This window comes from Nocardia jiangxiensis NBRC 101359, assembly GCF_000308615.1.
In the GTDB taxonomy this organism is placed as follows: domain Bacteria; phylum Actinomycetota; class Actinomycetes; order Mycobacteriales; family Mycobacteriaceae; genus Nocardia; species Nocardia jiangxiensis.
This window is the reverse complement of sequence record NZ_BAGB01000059.1, coordinates 1-17,463: the sequence shown is the minus strand read 5'-3', so window position 1 is coordinate 17,463 and position 17,463 is coordinate 1. Positions and strand designations below refer to the sequence as shown.

The window sequence follows — 17,463 nt, the reverse complement described above, 5'->3', positions numbered from 1 at the left end:
CCGAGCGGTTCGCTGCCGCCTCGGGGTTCGTCACGTGCGGCGGATAGGCTCGACGGGTGGCTGGTTTCGAATTGAATGAAGTTCCGCTGCTGTCCCGTTCCGGACTCGATCGCGCCGAGGAGTTGCGTTCGGACGAGCAGGCGTTGAAGCAGGGCTGGGCCACCGCTCGGCTGCTGCGGATGAACCGACGCGGACAGGTCCGGGTCGACGGGGTGACGGTGGTGCTGGAGGCGGCGACCTCGCTGGCCGCCGAACCGGCCCCGGAGGCGGTGTTCCTCGGCGTCGACGACGGCCACATCTGGGCGGTGCGGGACAACGAGATCGACGGGCAGCTGATGGATCTGCGCGCGGTCGGCATGGGTCCGGTGGAACTCGACGACGCCACCCTCGGTGTGCTGACAACTGCTCTGGCACTGTTGAATTGGCATGATCGAGCCACCTTCAGCGCCGTCGACGGCTCGGCCACCACGGCGGCGAAGGGCGGCTGGTCGCGCTTCAACGAGGCCGGGCACGAGGAATTCCCGCGCATCGATCCGGCCGTGATCTGCCTCGTCCACGACGGCGGCGACCGGGTGCTGCTGGCTCGCCAACACACCTGGCCGGAGCGGATGTTCTCGATCCTGGCCGGGTTCGTGGAGGCGGGGGAGTCGCTGGAGCGGTGTGTGCAGCGCGAGATTCGCGAGGAGGTCGGCGTCGACGTCCGCGACATCCGATACCTGGGCAGCCAGCCGTGGCCGCTGCCGCGCTCGCTGATGCTGGGTTTCGCCGCACTCGGCGACCCGGATCAGCCGCTGGTCTTCTCCGACGGCGAGATCACCGAGGCACACTGGTTCACCCGCGACGAGGTGCGTGCTGCTCTGGCCGCAGGCGCGTGGGGATCAGTCACCGGTACAGCGACGGCCGATGCCGACCAGCACCGTCTGTTGCTGCCCGGCTCGATCTCGATCGCCCGCACGATAGTCGAATCCTGGGCGGCGGCAGTCTGAGGTAGCGGTGCCGGACCGGCCGAGAGCATCGGCCGGTCGCGCGAGATCAGGCGATGGCCGAGAGGGCTTGCTTGACCTGGACCAGGGTTGGGTTCGTGGCGGTGGAACCGTCGCTGTACTTCACGGTCGGCACCACGTGGTTGCCGTTGTTGACGCTGCCGACGAACTCGGCCGCAGCAGGGTCCTGTTCGATATCGACCTTGGTGTAGGTGATGCCCGCCTCGTCGAGCTGCTTCTCGAGGCGGCGGCAGTAGCCGCACCAGGTCGTGGAGTACATGGTCAGATCGGTTCCAGTCACGGCTCATTCAACATCGTGCGGCCCGACGGTGTTCCCAGCGGGGTTGCGGCGACAAATAGTAAGCGCGCATACTATATTCATGACGCGTACAGCTCGGGACGACCGAGCACAGTGGCAGCTCATACCCGATCCGGTGGGCACGAGTAGGTACTGGCTGGCCGTGGTCTCTCGCGACCACGTCCGTTGCGGCGTGGAACTCGGTGTCGCACAGGCCAATCACGGCAAACGCGCACCGGTCGAGCGGATGCGGCCCGGTGACGGCCTGGTGCACTACTCACCGCGTACCGGGATGCGCGAGGGAGCGGTGGTCAAGGCGTTCACCGCGCTCGGCATGATCGAGGATCGCCCGGCCTGGCAGGCCGAGGACCAGGATGGTTGCTTCCGGCCGTGGCGTCGGGCGGTGAGCTACGCCACGGGGGTGCGGGAGGTGCGATCGCTGCGTTGCGCGGGGAACTCGAACTGACCAGCGTCCCCAATTGGGGCGTCGTACTCCGGCGCGGATTGGTCGAGCTCAGCGCACACGACTTCGGGGGGATCTCCAGGGCGATGGTCGGCGCGTGAACGCACTGCGCACCGAATTCGCCCGCGCGGACGACAGTCCGGGCCTGCTGCTGTGGCAGGTGACCAACCGCTGGCAGGCCGCCCAGCGCACGGCGCTGGCCCCGTTCGACCTCACCCATGTGCAGTTCGTGCTGCTGGCAGCGGTCACCTGGCTCACGGATACGGCCGCCGGTGATCCGGTCACCCAGCGGGACCTGGCCGAGCACGCGGTCACCGATCCGATGATGACTTCCCAGGTCCTGCGCACCTTGGAGCACAAGAAACTGGTCGAGCGCCGCGATCATCCCAGCGACCGCCGCGCCAAGGCGTTGCGCCCCACCGAGGCGGGTACGGCGCTGGTGAACCGTGCCATTACCGCCGTGGAAGCCTGCGACCGGGACTTCTTCGGCCGACTCGGCGCCGACGCCGCCGAATTCGCCAGGAACCTACGGCGGCTACGCGAGCGATAGCCGCCCGGTCAGCTGTCGCTGGCGCACTTGGACCAGGTGTGGAACGGGCCGCTGACCTTGAAGTTCGTCTGCGCCGAGGAGATGGCCTTGGATTCGGCCTCCGACACGGTGGAGCCCCAGGAACCGGCCCAGCCGTCGCGCTCGCCGACGGCGATCGCGACGCAGCCGTTCTTCGCCCAGGTGGCCGGCTGGCAACTGTTGCCGCATTGGGAGTTGGCGCGCGAGGTGGCGTCGTCGGACCCGACCGAACTCTTGGCCCACGAAACCTGGTGGGTGTCGGCGTTGTAGGTCGCGGCGATCCATTCGTCGGCGGGCTCGGGTTCGGTGGTGGTGGTCTCGGGTGCGGTGGTCGTCGTCTCGGTCTCCGACGACTCCGCCGACGTGGTGGTCGAGGTTCCGGTCGCGACGTTGCTGTCGCTGTGATGCGGGCGCAGCAGGAAATACCCGCCGACGCCGACGACGATCAACGCGACCACGACCGCCGCGATGACCAGCGGAATATTGGTGCCCCCGCCGCCACCGGATCCGGCCGGGCCGCCGGTCCCGTAGGGCGGAATCTGGCCGGGTGGAATCTGCCCCGGCGGATAGCCCTGCGTCGGCGGATACTGCTGCTCGGGGGAGTACTGCGCCTGCGGATACGCCGGACCGGACGGATACTGCCCCTGCGGATAACCCTGATCGCCCGCATAGGGCTGGGCCGGTCCGGTGTACGGCTGCTCGGGGGTGTACGGCTGCGGCGGTGCGGTGTACGGCTGCTGCTGACCCGAGTACATCTGGGTGGCGTGATCGGCCGGATACGGAATTCCCGGTGCGGACTGGCCGATCGGCTGCGTCGGGTTGTGCGGTGCGGACTGGCCGATCTGCTGGGTCGGGTTGTCCGGCGAGGACTGCCCGGGAGGCGGGTACGGAGCACCCGGTGCGGGCTGGCCGGGCGCCTGATCCGGTGGTCCCGAGTAGTGGATCGTGGGCTTCGCCGCCTCTTCGTCGGGCTGACCCGGCTGGGGTGGCTGCGGGGGATAACTCACCGGTCGACCGCCTTGGTGTCAATCACGAGGGAAAGGTGTTGCGCTGCTGTCGGTACCACCGCTGAACACCCCCGTCTGTACTCTCGAGCCCACATCGGCTCGTCACTGTAGCGCACGTCCGGCTGACCGTCGCATGCTCGATGAATGTAGTGTGCCACCAGCGAAATCGGCGTGCCATCGGATTTCGGAGCCGACGATACGATCGCGCAGGCAACTTCCGTGGCCGGGACCACGGCGGCGGGCGGTACCCGCAGAATCTGTCGGACTGCGCTGTCATGATGGAGCCCGTGCCCGCTCTGCCCGCCTCGTCCGGCCACCCACTCGACGGACTCGATCCCGAGCAGGCGGCCGCCGTCCGGGCGCCTCGCGGCCCGGTGTGTGTGCTGGCGGGTGCGGGTACGGGCAAGACCCGCACGATCACGCATCGCATCGCCCATCTCGTCTCGGCCGGGCACGTCCGGGCCGATCAGGTACTGGCCGTGACGTTCACCGCTCGCGCGGCCGGAGAATTGCGTGGGCGATTGCGCTCGCTGGGGCTGGGCGGTGCGGCGAATACGGTGCAGGCCCGCACCTTTCACGCGGCGGCGCTGCGTCAGCTGCGATACTTCTGGCCGCAGGTCGTCGGCGAGGTGCCGTGGCGGCTGGTGGACGGTAAGTTCCCGATCGTCGCGCAGGCGGCGAACCGGGTGGGACTGTCCACCGCGACCGAGAGCGTGCGCGATCTGCTCGGCGAAATCGAGTGGGCCAAAGCATCTTTGATCGCTCCCGAGGACTACGCCGCGGCCGCGGCCCGGCACCGGCGCGAGACGCCGTACGACCCGCAGCGGGTCGCCGAGGTCTACACCGGCTACGAATCGCTCAAGACCACGCCCGAGGGCATGCTGCTGGACTTCGACGATCTGCTGCTGCACACCGCGGCCGCACTCGAGGACTACGCCGCCGTGGCCGAGGAGTTCCGCGGTCGCTACCGGTGTTTCGTCGTCGACGAATATCAGGACGTCACGCCGCTGCAGCAGCGTGTGCTGGATGCCTGGCTGGGCGGTCGCGACGATCTGACCGTCGTCGGCGACGCGAATCAGACCATCTATTCCTTCACCGGCGCGAGCCCGGGATATCTGCTGGACTTCTCGCGTCGCTTCCCGGAGGCGACGGTGGTCCGCCTCGAACGCGATTACCGGTCGACTCCGCAGGTGGTGGCGCTGGCGAACCGGGTGATCGGCGCGGCCCGCGGCCGGATCGCGGGCACCCGGCTGCAGCTGATCGGCCAGCGACCCGACGGCCCGGAACCGACCTTCGGTGAATACGAGCACGAACCCGCGGAGGCGCTCGGTGTCGCCAAGGCGATCGGGCGCCTGCTGAGCAAGGGCGTCCCGGCCGCGGAGATCGCCGTGCTGTACCGGATCAACGCCCAGTCCGAGGCCTATGAACAGGCGCTGACCGAGGCAGGTATTCCGTATCAGGTGCGCGGAGGTGAGGGTTTCTTCCAGCGCACGGAGGTCCGCCAGGCGGTACAGGCGTTGCGCCAGAACGCATCTCGCGAGGATCTCCCCGATGCCCGCGGCCCGGAGTTGATCACGCTGGTGCGCGCGGCCCTGTCCCGGCTGGGCCTGACCGCCGTCGAGCCCAGCGGTGCGCAGGCCCGCGAACGCTGGGCCTCGTTGAACGCGCTGGTCCGTCTCACCGAGGAACTCACCGAGGCCGATCCGGAACTGGCCCTGCCGGGCCTGCTGCGCGAACTCGCCGCCCGCGCCGAGGCTCGCCATCCACCGACGGTGCAGGGCGTCACCCTGGCCTCGCTGCACGCGGCCAAGGGACTGGAATGGGACGCGGTTTTCCTGATCGGCCTGGCGGATGGCACCCTGCCGATCTCGCACGTGCTGGGTGAGGGCGGCGCGGTCGCCGACGAGGCGGCGCTCGAGGAGGAGCGCCGACTGCTCTACGTGGGCGTCACCCGCGCCCGCGAACATCTGCGCTTGACCTGGGCGCTGGCCCGCAGCGAGGGCGCACGCAGCTCGCGCCGGCGCAGCCGCTTCCTGAACGGCCTGGTCCCCGAGGATTCCCCGGCCTCACTGGTGGCTCGCCGCGCCGATCCCGGCACCGAACGCAACAAGCGCTTGCCGGTCTGCCGGGTGTGCGGCCGCTCTCTGCTCGCCTCCCGCGACACCCTGCTCGGGCGGTGTGCGAGCTGCCCCGGCGAGGTGGATCCGGTGCTGTTGGCCGAGTTGCAGGACTGGCGGCGCGACAAGGCGCACGAGTTGGAGATCAAACCGTTCGCGGTGCTCAGCGTCAACATCCTGACCGCGATCGCCGAACAGTGGCCGACCACCGACGACGCACTGGCCGCGGTGCCGGGGATGGGACAGCAGCGTCGGGAGCAGTTCGGCTCGGAGTTGCTGGCGATCGTGCGCTCGCGGATGGCAGCGCGATAACCACCGGCACGACCACGTTTCGCCGGTGGCCGCATGCCCCCAAAACTGCAGGTGAAAAATGGGTTGTGCGGGTCTGTAAGACGCCCGTAGGGTGGATTGCAAGCAACGGGAGGACAATCCCCGCGCGCACAGTACATCGACGAACAACGATTCATGGAGGGAGGCAGACGAAATGAACGGAATCGCGAACACCATCGCCCCGATCGGCATTGCCGTGTCGGCGATTCCGGGTGCGTCCGTCTCCCGGGGGGTCCTCGCCATGCAGGGGACCGGGCATTCCGTTGCAAGCGTTTTCGGTGCCGAATTGCAAGCGCCGCAGCGTGAAATCAAAACGGACAAGCTCGAGCGGAGCTGGCGCCCGGCATTCACGAATGCCGGAGCCGACGCAGCCGATGCCGCACCCATGGCGGCCTATCTGCTGCAGGCATTCCACCTCCGCCAGGCCCACCCAGCGACCGTGATCAGGATTCGACACCGAAGTCGACTCAGGTAGGGAAACTCTTCCCACAGCCTCTGGCCACGGATCGCACCAGCGAAACCGTGGCCATTGTTTTACCGGCTCTCAGCCACCGGCCCCGGTTTCGCGGGAGACAACGCAGTTGTCTTCCACCACCTATGACCGCTGCACGAGCTGAAGGAGCAAGACGTGTCCACCGCGACCGCATTTCGCGTGACATGCCGTACACCCGTGGCCCCGGCTACCCGTACTCGGGGGGTTTCCCTGAGCCTGCCCTGCCGGGTCGGCAACCCCGATCTCTGGTTCGCCGAGAGCCCTGCGCAACTGGAGGAGGCGAAGGCGCTGTGCGCTTCCTGCCCGATCCGCAAGGGCTGCCTGAGCGCTGCCCTGGATCGTGCTGAGCCCTGGGGGGTCTGGGGCGGCGAGATCTTCGACCAAGGTGTCGTGATCGCCCGCAAGCGGCCCCGTGGCCGCCCGCGCAAGGTCGCTCTGGCGTGAGCCGGACGACTTCCGGGGGACGGCACCGAGCCCCGCATCTCGACCGGAGATGCGGGGCTCGCCCTCATCCGGGGAAAGTCCGAATTATCAGCTGGCGGAACGGTGTTCGACGTAACCGGGCACCCAGTCCTGCATCAGCTTCATGAACGGGATCTCGGCGTCGAGTTGCGCGCAGATCCCGATGGATCCGGCCAGTACCCGGAACACCATCACATGCTCTGCCGGAAGTTGCAGGGCCATACCGGTTTTCATCTCCGGCCGGTTGATGTCGGTGGCCTTGCCCGCGACGCGCTGCATCCACTTGCGAGTGAAGTGGAAGGACTCCGTCTGAATCGGATCGGTGAACGGCCGCAGATAATCGGAGATCTCCTGATGCGTCACCGTGCGGCCCGGGATGACCCAGCCGTTGTCGTACATCAGCGCGGTCAGCTCGTCGAACCGTTCGTCCACCGCCATGGCCACCATCTGCCCCAGCAGCGCCGGGAATCCGTCGGGCAGCGGTGCGCACGCGCCGTAGTCGATCACCGACAGCCGGCCGTCCGGCAGCATCATGAAATTGCCCGGATGCGGATCGGCGTGCAGCAGACCGACGATCGCGGGGGCGGAGAAGTGGAATTCGCCCATCAGCGCGCCGACGGCGTTGCGCTCCTCGACGGTGCCCTCGGGATTCTCGGCTCCGCGCTTGATGATCGCGGAAACCGGTGTGGCATCGAGCCATTCGGTGACGATTACCTTCGGCGCGCTCGCCACCACCTTGGGCACCACGAATCGCGGATGGCCGTCGAAGGCCTTGGCGAACTGACGTTGATTCGCGGCCTCGTGCCGGTAGTCGAGTTCTTCCTCGGTGCGCTCGGTGATCTCGGCGAGGATCGGTTTGACGTCGGCGCCGGGGATGACCGAACCCATCATTCCGGCCATCCGGTTGAGGGTTTTCAGGTCCGCGCGCAGCGCTTCGTCCGCGCCCGGATACTGCACCTTCACCGCGACGATCCGGCCGTCGGACCACACCGCCCGGTGCACCTGGCCGATGCTCGCCGAGGCGGCCGGAACGTCGTCGAAGTCCTTGAAGCGTTGCCGCCACGCGGTGCCGAGCTGCTGGTCGAGCATGCGGTGCACGGCATTGGCGGGCATCGGGGGCGCGGCGGCCTGTAACCGGGTGAGCGCGTCTCGGTAGTGCTCGCCGAACTCCTCCGGCACCGCGGCCTCCATCACCGACAGTGCCTGTCCGAATTTCATTGCTCCGCCCTTGAGTTCACCCAAGACGGAGAACAGCTGTTCGGCGGCCTTCTGATTCAGCTCCGCGTTGATCTCCTGCTTGTCGCCCCCGGCGAGTTTGCGGCCGAATCCCACGGCCGCACGGCCCGCGATGCCCAGCGGAATCTTGGCCAGCTTGGCATTGCGGGAGGATCGGCGGCTCACAATCTCAGACACAACCCCATCATTCCCGACCGACCACGCGCCGTGCCATGAGAATTGGGTAAAAGACCTGCACGTGGCATGTGTCACAGTCGTTGTGGGCGGCCGGGAGACCGCTGTCCGGATCGCGGCGAGTTCAACTGTGAGTGACGACACAATACGCGCGGCCGCTCTCAGCCCGCTGTGGAGAGGTTACGCCGACCGGTCTCGTCACCTCGCACTTCCCGCAACCACGCCTCCAGCCGTGCCCCCGGACCCGGTCTCGGCTTCGGCGGTTGTGGTCCCGGCCATCGCTCCGGTCTCGGCCCTGGCCGATATTCGGCAGCCGCACGCGGGGTGTACCGGCCAGTGACGTCGGGCGATGCGATGGGTGTCGGGATCCAATTCCAGTGTGGTGTTCAAGGTTCGGGGTGGGCGTTCGGTCACGCATTCGACCACCGCCTCGAGATCACGCAGGACCAGTGCGGTGGTCGCGGTGATCGCGGCGGCGGAACCGTGCCCGATCCGGCCCAGCAGTTGGGCGGCCAGATGCGGCCATTCCGGGTCGATATCGCCGCGGGTGAGATCCGCGCAGCGTAGGCAGCTGGTGCCGCCGGGCAGCACCAACGGGCCGACGATGCCGCGGCCGTCGCGCATGCGTACCGGTAGGTGCGGAATCCGGTACAGCACAAGGTCGTTCACCAGGATCGGATCGGGGACGAGGGTATCGGCCAGAACCACCACGTCGGCGGACCAGTTCGATGCCGCGGTAATTGTGGGATATTCGCGCGAGCGGGTCGGGCGCAGGCCGAGGCGGCGCACGCCCGTGGCGACGGCCTCGGACAGCGGCCCGCGACCGTGCACATGAATCCGGTGCACCCGCGCGGGCCGCGATCGCGGGTGGACCAGCAGTCCGGCGGCATCGAGTTCGGCCAGCATCCGCAGGGTTTTCTCGACGCCGATCCCCAAACCGTCGGCCTGCCAGACGATGTGCGGATGGCTGCGCAGCCCGTCCAGCAGGCGCAGGAACTCCGCCACGGTGTCGGCGGCGACACCCGCGGGCTCGAGTACCACGGCATGTTCGGGATCCCAGCCCAACTGCACCGTCCCCGACGGACGCCGCAGCACCGTCACCCGCGAATGCAACATCGGCCCACGAGGGCGAAAGACGTTCATGCGCACCAGTGTCGCGGCGAGGGCCGCCGCCGGGACCACGAAAACCCCTGGTTATCCACAGAATCGACCACTGATCCACAGGACATTCACTCAGGACGACCCCGTGTCCCCGCCCCGCTCACCCCTGTCCTGCGCCGCCCGGGGCCCATGCGATATCCCCAGGAACCCAAAGTTTTTCACCAGGCTCTTTTCATAGGCCCCGAACCGACGGTCGAGTGAATCACGTCACATATGAGTCGTCGAGTGTGATCGGTTGCCGGGCCGGTGCCGGTGGGGTGCCGCGCGATGTCCGCGCTAGGCTCGGTCGTCGTGCCCGCGGACCGACTCACTCGCCGATCGCTGATCCTCGGGGCAGGAGCGCTGGCCTTGGCGGCGGCCTGTTCGACCGGGCATTCTGATTCGATGCCGCACGATACCGTCCGTACCGCGCTCGGGCCGGTGCGCGGGGTCCGCCGGTCGACCGGATTCGCCTTCCTGGGAATTCCGTACGCGCAGCCGCCGGTGGGGGACCTGCGGTTCGCCGCGCCGGTACCGCCCGCGCCGTGGACCGAGGTCCGGGACTGCACCGCGTACGGACCCACCGCGCAGCTGCACCCGGTCGCGGCGGTGACCACGATTCCCGAGCCGAGTATCGCCGGCACGGATTACCTGAGCCTGAACGTCTTCACGCCGGATCCGTCGCCGGGCGCGAAACTTCCTGTGCTGGTGTGGATTCACGGCGGCGGCTTCGTCGGCGGCTCCCCGGCCAGCCCCTGGTACGACGGTTCGGCATTCAACCGCGACGGCGTGGTGCTGGTCTCGCTCGGCTACCGGCTGGGCATCGAGGGGTTCCTGCACGTCGACGGCGCACCCGACAACCGCGCGGTCCTGGACTGGATCGCCGGGCTGACCTGGGTGCGGGACAATATCGCCGCATTCGGTGGTGACCCGGCGAAGGTGACCGTGGCCGGGCAGTCCGCGGGCGGTGGTGCGGTGTGGGCGCTCATGGCCGCACCGGCCGCGCGCTCGCTGTTCCGCGCCGGAATCTGTCAGTCCGGCGTGGTCGCCCAGCCCCACGACCGGGCTGCCGCCGCCGCGGGCGCCGCGGTGTTCACGAAGCGGACCGGTGTGCCCGCAACCGTTGCGGCACTGCGGGATCTGTCCCGGGACCGGCTGCACAAGCTCCAGAACATGGTGCCCAAACCGGGGCCCGGCAACACGAATCCCGCTGTGCTGCAACTCGCCCCGGTTGCCGACGACGAACTCATCCCCGAATCCAGTGCGCAGCTGCTGGTTTCGGGTAACAGCGCCGATATTCCACTGCTACTGGGATTCACCCGGCACGAATTCACCATGGGCTCGGCGAAGGTGACAGATGCCACCGCCCCCGCCGCGCTGGCCCGGATGCGGATCGACGCCAGCACCGAGAAGGGGTATCGCGCAGCCTATCCCAGCTCCACCGCCGCGCAGCTGATCGGGCAGATCGTCAGTGATCTGGCCATCCGGGGCCCGTCGTACCGGCTCGCCGAGGAGCATGCCCGACGTGACCGGCCCACCTGGCTGTACGAATTCGACCGGACGTCAACGGCTTCCGGCGGGTATCACGAACTGGCCGCACACTGCCTGGACATCCCGTTCGCCTTCGACCTACTGGACGCGAAGGGCGTCACCGAAGTCGAGGGCGACAATCCACCGCAGGCCCTGGCCACCCGAATGCACGCGGCCTGGGTGTCATTCGTGCGCGACGGCGATCCGGGACCGAATTGGCCCCGGTACACCCCGAGCACCCGTCAGGTGATGATCTGGAACGACGCGTCGTACGTGGCAGCGGACCCGTTCGCCGCGCAACGACCACTGTGGACGCGCTGAACTACTTCTCGGTGCCGTCCGCGCCCTTCTCGGGCTCGCCGGACCTACCCTCGCGCTCCTGACGCTCGCGCTCCTCGGTCTCGGCCAGCTGGGCGAGCGGATCATCGAATTCGCCTGTGCCGCCGCCGATCACGCCGTCGATGAAACCGGCCGGATTGTCCAGATCCGTCGAGCTGGGCAGCAGGTCGGGGTGGGCCCAGATCGCGTCGCGGGCCTGCATCCCGGCGTCGGTGGTCAGCCGCCGCCACAGTTCGGCCGCCTCGCGCAGCTTGCGCGGGCGCAGCTCCAGACCGACCAGGGTCGCGAAGGTCTGCTCGGCCGGGCCGCCGGTGGCGCGACGACGACGCAGGGTTTCGGCCAGCGCGCCTGCACCGGGCAGCCGATCGCCGACCGCTTCGGCGACGACGACCTGAACCCAGCCCTCGATCAGCGCGAGCATCGTCTCCAGACGTTCGAGCGCGGCCTTCTGCTCCGGTGTGGTCTGCGGCTCGAACGTGCCCTGCGAGAGCAACTCCTCGAGTTTGGACGGATCGGCCAACATCATCGGATCGATCCCCTGCGCGGCCTCCTCGATGGCCGAGAAGTCCATCCGGATGCCGCGTGCGTAGTCCTCGACCGCGCCGAGCACCTGCTGGCGCAGCCACGGCACATGGGCGAACAACCGCTGATGGGCGGCCTCGCGGGCAGCCAGATAGACCAGGATCTCGCTCTCGGGACGCTCCAGCCCCTTGCTGAATTCGGTGATCGCCGCGGGCAGCAGCGCCGCGGTGCCGTCCGGACCCAGCGGCAGGCCGATATCGGTGGAGGTCAGCACCTCTCCGGCGAGCTGGCCGAGAGCCTGACCGAGCTGCGAGCCGAACGCCAGCCCGCCCATCTGCCCGAGCATGCCGAGCATCGGACCGGCGAACTCGCGCGCCTCCTGCGGCATCGTCGTGGTCCACATGCCCGAGACCTGCTCGGCCACCGGATCACAGAGCCGCTTCCAGGTCGGCAGCGTCTCCTCGATCCAGTCGTTCGCGGTCCAGGCCACCGTCCTGGTCGCACCGGCCGGGAACGTGGTCGCCGCGTCGAGCCACAGCTCGGCCAGATGTGCGGCATCGTTGACCGCGCTCTGCGAGCCCGGGGACACCGGCGGCACACTCGCGCCGAGTTGCTGGCGGGCCAGGCGCTTGGCGATGTCGTAGTTCACCGGGCCGTCCTGCGGCGAGCCGGGCTGGCCCATATTGGAGAACATCTGGCCCAGCGAGGTCAGCATCTGCCCGAGCTGCGACGGATCGAATGCCGCGCCCGAACCGCCCATGGCGAATTCGAACGGATTGTTCGCCCCGGCGCCGCCATGCTCGTCGCCGCGTTTGCGGTCGTCGTCGTCATCGCGGTTCGAGAATCCGAAGGGCACGTCGCTCATGCCCCCAAGGCTACGCGGGTGCCGGAACCGGAGCCGCTACTGTGGGCCGGGTGAATCGTCGGATCCTCACCCTGTTGGCCGCCCTGATACCCGTCCTGGTACTCGGTATCGTCGGCAGCGCCGTGACGGTGCCCTTCGTCGCACTCGGCCCTGGTCCCACCTTCAACACGCTCGGCGTGGTGGAGGGTAAACAGGTCGTCGACGTGCGGGGCGCGACGGTGAATCCGACTTCCGGAAATCTCAATATGACAACGGTGTCCGTTCGCGACGGGCTGAATATCTTCGAGGCGTTCGGGTTGTGGGCCGACGGAAACTACGGTCTGGTGCCGCGTGCGGAGGTCTACCCGCCGGGCGTGCCGCGTGATCAAGTCGACAAGTCCAATCAGCAGGATTTCAAGAATTCCGAGGACAACGCGGAACTGGCCGCACTGCACTTCCTGAAGTATCCGACCGATGTGCAGGTCGGCGGCATCGCCGACAACGGCCCGGCCAAGGGAGTGTTGAGCGTCGGCGATCAGATCGTGAGCGTCGGCGGCAAACCGGTCGCCAATTCCGCGGATGTGGTGAGCGCGGTCCAGGGCGCCAAGCCCGGCGCCGTGGTGCCGATCGTGGTGCGCCGCGGCGGAGCCGAGCAGACCGTCGAGGTGAAACTCGCCGCGCGCCCGGATGATTCGGCCAAGGGTTATCTCGGCGTGACGCCCACCGAGGTCGCTCAGGGGCCGATCCAGGTCGACTTCAATCTGGCCGATATCGGCGGTCCGTCCGCCGGGCTGATGTTCAGCCTCGGTCTGGTGGACAAGCTCAGCACCGGAAAACTCAACGGCGGCAAGTTCATCGCGGGCACCGGCACCATCGAGCCGGACGGCAAGGTCGGCCCGATCGGCGGCATCCAGTACAAGATGATCGCCGCCCACGACGCGGGCGCGCAGACCTTCCTGGTCCCCGCCGACAACTGCAACGAGGCCCGTCAGCGCACCCCGAAGGGGCTGCAACTGATCAAGGTCGACACCCTCACCACCGCCGTCACCGCCCTCAACGACCTGAACGCCGGAAAGCCCGCCCCCAGCTGCAGCTGAGGGGGGCCGAAACACTCCTAGTTCTCGTTCTCGAGGGTTTGGGCGAGAGCCTCGATGAGGTTGGGGGCCAGGTTGGGGGCGGTGCGCAGGTCCAGGTCGGTGCCGAAGGGGTCTTCTTCGTCGTCCTCGTCGGGACGGACCTGCAGCAGGCACAGTGAGACGCCCTCGCGCAGGACGCCCGCGTACAGGCGGGCGTCCCGGCGGCCCGGGTGGGTGATGGCGGCGTCGCGGCCGGCGCGGTCGGCGGCGTCGCGGTCGGCGAGCAGCGGGGCGATGGCGTCGTCCAGGGTCTGTTCGGCGTCGGGGGGCAGCACCACGATCTGCTGGACCAGCACGCACCCGCGCACGGCCTCGGGCCAGCTGGTGGTGGCCAGGAATTCGTCCAGGGCCAGTTCACCGGTCACATCGCCGGGAAGTGGTTCCTGCGCAATGGGAGTCAGCTCCGCGCCCTCGTCGAGCTGATCCTGCAGGGCCGGTTCGGCGGCCACCAGATCCGCGGTCGGCACCAGCGCGAACATCTGCGGTGGCCGGTCCCACCCCTCGGCATCGGCGAACTCCGCCACTTCGCGAATGCAGCGGTAGAGGGCGGAGGCCGGGTTGTCTACGGTCACGCGCGGTGAGTCTAGGGGGATCGAAGCGTCGCGCACTCGTCGGCCCCGCTCGCTCGCGCACACCTCGCACCAGCACACGCACCCGCTTCCTCAGGGAGTTCGGTGCATGTGATCAGGATTTACGTAGAGTGGGGCCCGAATGGTCCGTAAGGACCACCCGCAACGCAAGCAACTGCGGCGCGCCGGTCACGAACTCGGACCGGCGCGCCGCCGGACCTGGGAGAGTGGCATCGTGGGCATGCGCCCCCCGACAGGCTTACCTTCGCTGTCTCGCCGCAGCCGTGTGCTGCTGGTGACAGCCCTCGTGATAGCGGCACTGCTGCTGGTCGGGCCGCGGCTGACCGACGCCTATACCAACTGGTTGTGGTTCGGTGAGGTCGGTTTCCGCAAGGTGTACACCACCGTGCTGTTCACCCGAATCGTGTTGTTCCTGGTGGTGACCCTGGTGGTCGGCCTGATCATCTGGCTGGCGCTGCTGGGGGCCTACCGGGCGCGGCCGGTGTTCGTCCCGGTCTCGGGTCCCAACGATCCGATCGCGCGGTACCGCACGACGGTGATGGGCCGGTTGCGGCTGTTCGGCATCGGCCTGCCACTGCTGGTGGGCCTGCTGTGCGGCCTGGTGGCGCAGTCGAGCTGGGTGACGGTGCAGCTGTTCCTGCACGGCGGGGCGTTCGGCATCAAGGACCCGCAGTTCCACCTGGACGTCAGTTTCTACGCGTTCAATCTGCCCTTCTACAAGATGTTGCTGAACTGGCTGTTCGTCGCCACGGTGATCGCGTTCTTCGCGAATCTGGTGACGCACTACGTGTTCGGCGGTCTGCGCCTGGCCGGGCGCGAGGGCACGCTGACCCGTCCGGCGCGTATCCAGCTGGCGGTCATCGCGGGAATCTTCGTGCTGCTCAAGGCGATCGCCTACTGGTTCGACCGGTATTCGCTGCTGTCGAGCACCCGCAAGGAGCCCACGTTCACCGGTGGCTCGTACACCGATATCAACGCGGTGCTCCCCGCGAAACTGATTCTGCTGTCCATCGCGATCATCTGTGCGCTGGCCTTCTTCGCCGGAGTCGTGTTGCGGGACTTGCGCGTTCCGGCGATGGCCGCGGCGCTGCTGGTGCTGTCCTCGATTCTGGTCGGCGCGGTGTGGCCGTTGATCGTGGAGCAGTTCGAGGTGCGCCCGAACGCGGCCACCAAGGAGTCCACCTACATCGAGCGCAATATCCAGGCCACCCGGCACGCGTACGGTCTGGACGGCGACAAGGTGCAGTACGTCGACTACTCGGGTAACCAGACCAAGGATCCGACCAGCATCCCGGCCGATCAGCAGACCATCTCGAACATCCGGCTGCTGGACCCGAATCTGCTGACCCAGACGTTCATCCAGAAGCAGCAGTTGCAGAACTTCTACGGCTTCCCGGATCCGCTCGACATCGACCGCTACACGATCGACGGCCAGGTCCAGGACTACATCGTCGCCGCGCGAGAGTTGGTGCCGCAGAACCTGTCCGGCAACCAGACCGACTGGATCAACAAGCACACCGTCTACACCCACGGTGACGGATTCGTCGCCTCCCCGGCCAACCGCGTCAACGTCGCGCCGCCGAAGGAGACCTCGCAGGCGGCCACGGGCGTGGCCAACGGGACCAATACGAGTTCGGGCACCTACGGCTACCCGGTGTTCAACGTCGGTGACAAGTCGACCGTCAGCGATCTGTTCTCGCAGAAGGACAAGGAAGCCATCCAGGTCGATCAGCCGCGGATCTACTACGGCGAGATGATCGCCAAATCCGACGACGACTACGCCATCGTCGGCGGCAACAACCAGCCGCCGCGCGAATACGACACCGGCACGAAGCAATTCACCTACGACGGCAAGGGCGGCGTGCCGATCGGCAACTGGTTCAACCGCCTGGCCTTCGCCGCCAAGTACGCCCAGCGCAACATCCTGTTCTCCGGCGCGATCGGCTCGGATTCGAAGATCATCTACAACCGCGATCCCCGCGACCGCGTGCAGCAGGTGGCGCCGTGGCTGACCACCGACAACGACGTCTATCCGGCGGTGGTCGACGGTCGCATCCAGTGGGTCGTGGACGCCTACACCACCCTGGACAACTACCCCTACGCCCAGCACTCCTCGCTGGACGGGCTGACCCAGGACAGCATCGACCAGAACACCGGGCGGGTGCTGCCGCGCAAGGAGGTCAGCTACATCCGCAACTCGGTCAAGGCGACCGTCGATGCCTATGACGGCACGGTCAACCTCTACGCCGTCGACCCGACCGATCCGGTGCTCAAGGCATGGGAGGGGGTGTTCCCGGGCACGGTGAAACCGGCCAGTGCGGTCACCCCGGAGCTGCGCGCGCACTTCCGCTATCCCGAGGATCTGTTCAAGGTGCAGCGGGACATGCTGGGCCGCTACCACGTGGACGACCCGCGCGAGTTCTTCACCAACAACGCGTTCTGGTCGGTACCCAGCGATCCGACCTCGGACACGCCGACCAGTGCCAATCAGCCGCCGTACTACGTCCTCAAGGGCAATCCGGCCACCGGGCAGCCGTCCTTCGACCTGACCAGCGCGATGGTCGGTTACAAGCGTCAGTTCCTGGCCGCGTACATCTCGGTGAGTTCGGATCCGGTCGACTACGGCAAGTTCACGGTCTTGCAGCTACCGACCGATTCCCAGACCCAGGGTCCGCAACAGGTGCAGACATCGATGACCACCGATGCCCGCGTATCCAATGAGCGAACGACCCTGACCGGCGGTAATACCAACAAGATCAGATACGGAAATCTGCTCACCCTGCCCATCGGGGACGGCGGCATCCTGTACGTGGAGCCTTGGTATCTGGAACGCAACAGTGCCAGTGCGGCATCGTTCCCGCAGCTGGTGAAGGTGCTGGCCAGTTACGGCGGCAACGTGGGTTACGAGGCCACGCTCGGCGACGCGCTCAACAGCATGCAACCCGGCTTGGGCACGGCCGCGACCCAGCAGCCGGGTCAGGCCGCGACGAGTACGTCACCGAATCAGAGCTCCACGCCGAATCAGGGTGCCACCCAGCCTCCGCCCGTGATCCCGCCGACCGGTTCCTCGGCCGCGCGCGATACCGCGGTCCAGGAGCTGAACACGGCGCTGAAGAATGTGCAGGACGCCCAGAAGTCCGGTGATCTCGGCAAGCTCGGTTCGGCCTTCCAGGATCTGCAGAAGGCCATCGACGACTACAACAAGTCCGGCGGTTAGTCCGCCCGGTTCGC

15 protein-coding genes are annotated in these 17,463 nt (G+C 67.7%); 9 read left to right on the top strand and 6 right to left on the bottom strand.

Annotated features, from left to right (window positions below; translation table 11 throughout):
- Positions 1–56: 56 nt before the first annotated feature.
- Complete coding sequence (gene nudC, locus ON40_RS26165) at positions 57–986, top strand: NAD(+) diphosphatase (protein ID WP_040827177.1); 930 nt, start codon at positions 57–59, stop codon at positions 984–986.
- A 46-nt stretch (positions 987–1,032) separates the two neighbouring features.
- On the opposite strand, the gene ON40_RS26160 is transcribed toward nudC, so the two are convergent.
- A complete protein-coding gene (locus ON40_RS26160; RefSeq protein WP_040827175.1) occupies positions 1,033–1,284 on the bottom strand; it encodes a mycoredoxin in 252 nt (83 codons plus the stop codon).
- Between the two features lie 79 nt (positions 1,285–1,363).
- Between ON40_RS26160 and ON40_RS26155 the strand changes: the two genes are divergently transcribed.
- Positions 1,364–1,747, top strand: a complete 384-nt coding sequence (locus ON40_RS26155; RefSeq protein ID WP_245567998.1) for an EVE domain-containing protein — start codon at positions 1,364–1,366, stop codon at positions 1,745–1,747.
- A gap of 94 nt (positions 1,748–1,841) precedes the next feature.
- Positions 1,842–2,294, top strand: a complete 453-nt coding sequence (locus ON40_RS26150) for a MarR family winged helix-turn-helix transcriptional regulator (RefSeq protein ID WP_040827173.1) — start codon at positions 1,842–1,844, stop codon at positions 2,292–2,294.
- A gap of 8 nt (positions 2,295–2,302) precedes the next feature.
- Here the strand turns inward: ON40_RS26150 and ON40_RS26145 are convergent, their stop codons facing one another.
- Complete coding sequence (locus ON40_RS26145; protein WP_040827171.1) at positions 2,303–3,319, bottom strand: DUF4189 domain-containing protein; 1,017 nt, start codon at positions 3,317–3,319, stop codon at positions 2,303–2,305.
- Positions 3,320–3,597: 278 nt separating this feature from the next.
- Here ON40_RS26145 and ON40_RS26140 point away from each other — a divergent pair, with 278 nt between their 5' ends.
- The 3 genes from ON40_RS26140 (at position 3,598) to ON40_RS26130 (ending at position 6,703) form a co-directional block, all read left to right on the top strand.
- Complete coding sequence (locus tag ON40_RS26140) at positions 3,598–5,748, top strand: ATP-dependent DNA helicase UvrD2 (RefSeq protein WP_085997806.1); 2,151 nt, start codon at positions 3,598–3,600, stop codon at positions 5,746–5,748.
- A gap of 172 nt (positions 5,749–5,920) precedes the next feature.
- Positions 5,921–6,241, top strand: a complete 321-nt coding sequence (locus ON40_RS26135; RefSeq protein ID WP_040827167.1) for a hypothetical protein — start codon at positions 5,921–5,923, stop codon at positions 6,239–6,241.
- 177 nt (positions 6,242–6,418) lie between these two features.
- The gene (locus ON40_RS26130) at positions 6,419–6,703 is read left to right on the top strand and encodes a WhiB family transcriptional regulator (protein ID WP_051193573.1); all 285 of its coding nucleotides are present in this window, start codon (positions 6,419–6,421) and stop codon (positions 6,701–6,703) included.
- Between the two features lie 87 nt (positions 6,704–6,790).
- Here the strand turns inward: ON40_RS26130 and ON40_RS26125 are convergent, their stop codons facing one another.
- Positions 6,791–8,134, bottom strand: a complete 1,344-nt coding sequence (locus ON40_RS26125; protein WP_040827165.1) for an ABC1 kinase family protein — start codon at positions 8,132–8,134, stop codon at positions 6,791–6,793.
- Positions 8,135–8,329: 195 nt separating this feature from the next.
- A complete protein-coding gene (locus ON40_RS26120) occupies positions 8,330–9,274 on the bottom strand; it encodes a hypothetical protein (protein ID WP_245567997.1) in 945 nt (314 codons plus the stop codon).
- A gap of 285 nt (positions 9,275–9,559) precedes the next feature.
- Here ON40_RS26120 and ON40_RS26115 point away from each other — a divergent pair, with 285 nt between their 5' ends.
- A complete protein-coding gene (locus ON40_RS26115; RefSeq protein WP_085997805.1) occupies positions 9,560–11,122 on the top strand; it encodes a carboxylesterase/lipase family protein in 1,563 nt (520 codons plus the stop codon).
- A 1-nt stretch (position 11,123) separates the two neighbouring features.
- Here ON40_RS26115 and ON40_RS26110 read toward each other — a convergent pair whose 3' ends face one another.
- Positions 11,124–12,527, bottom strand: a complete 1,404-nt coding sequence (locus ON40_RS26110) for a zinc-dependent metalloprotease (protein WP_040827163.1) — start codon at positions 12,525–12,527, stop codon at positions 11,124–11,126.
- A 50-nt stretch (positions 12,528–12,577) separates the two neighbouring features.
- Between ON40_RS26110 and ON40_RS26105 the strand changes: the two genes are divergently transcribed.
- A complete protein-coding gene (locus ON40_RS26105) occupies positions 12,578–13,603 on the top strand; it encodes a YlbL family protein (RefSeq protein WP_218008871.1) in 1,026 nt (341 codons plus the stop codon).
- A 17-nt stretch (positions 13,604–13,620) separates the two neighbouring features.
- Here ON40_RS26105 and ON40_RS26100 read toward each other — a convergent pair whose 3' ends face one another.
- Entirely contained in the window at positions 13,621–14,214 is a 594-nt protein-coding gene (locus ON40_RS26100) for a PPA1309 family protein (protein ID WP_040827159.1), read from the bottom strand.
- Between the two features lie 232 nt (positions 14,215–14,446).
- Between ON40_RS26100 and ON40_RS26095 the strand changes: the two genes are divergently transcribed.
- Positions 14,447–17,449: a UPF0182 family protein gene (locus ON40_RS26095; RefSeq protein WP_174435072.1), complete on the top strand. Its 3,003-nt coding sequence runs from the start codon at positions 14,447–14,449 to the stop codon at positions 17,447–17,449.
- Positions 17,450–17,463: the final 14 nt, after the last annotated feature.

Coding starts and splice junctions, on each gene's coding strand:
- ON40_RS26135 (WP_040827167.1), top strand. CDS start 5,921: ATGAACGGAATCGCGAACACCATCGCCCCGATCGGCATTGCCGTGTCG.
- ON40_RS26140 (WP_085997806.1), top strand. CDS start 3,598: ATGGAGCCCGTGCCCGCTCTGCCCGCCTCGTCCGGCCACCCACTCGAC.
- ON40_RS26155 (WP_245567998.1), top strand. CDS start 1,364: ATGACGCGTACAGCTCGGGACGACCGAGCACAGTGGCAGCTCATACCC.
- ON40_RS26110 (WP_040827163.1), bottom strand. CDS start 12,527: ATGAGCGACGTGCCCTTCGGATTCTCGAACCGCGATGACGACGACGAC.
- ON40_RS26120 (WP_245567997.1), bottom strand. CDS start 9,274: ATGAACGTCTTTCGCCCTCGTGGGCCGATGTTGCATTCGCGGGTGACG.
- ON40_RS26115 (WP_085997805.1), top strand. CDS start 9,560: ATGTCCGCGCTAGGCTCGGTCGTCGTGCCCGCGGACCGACTCACTCGC.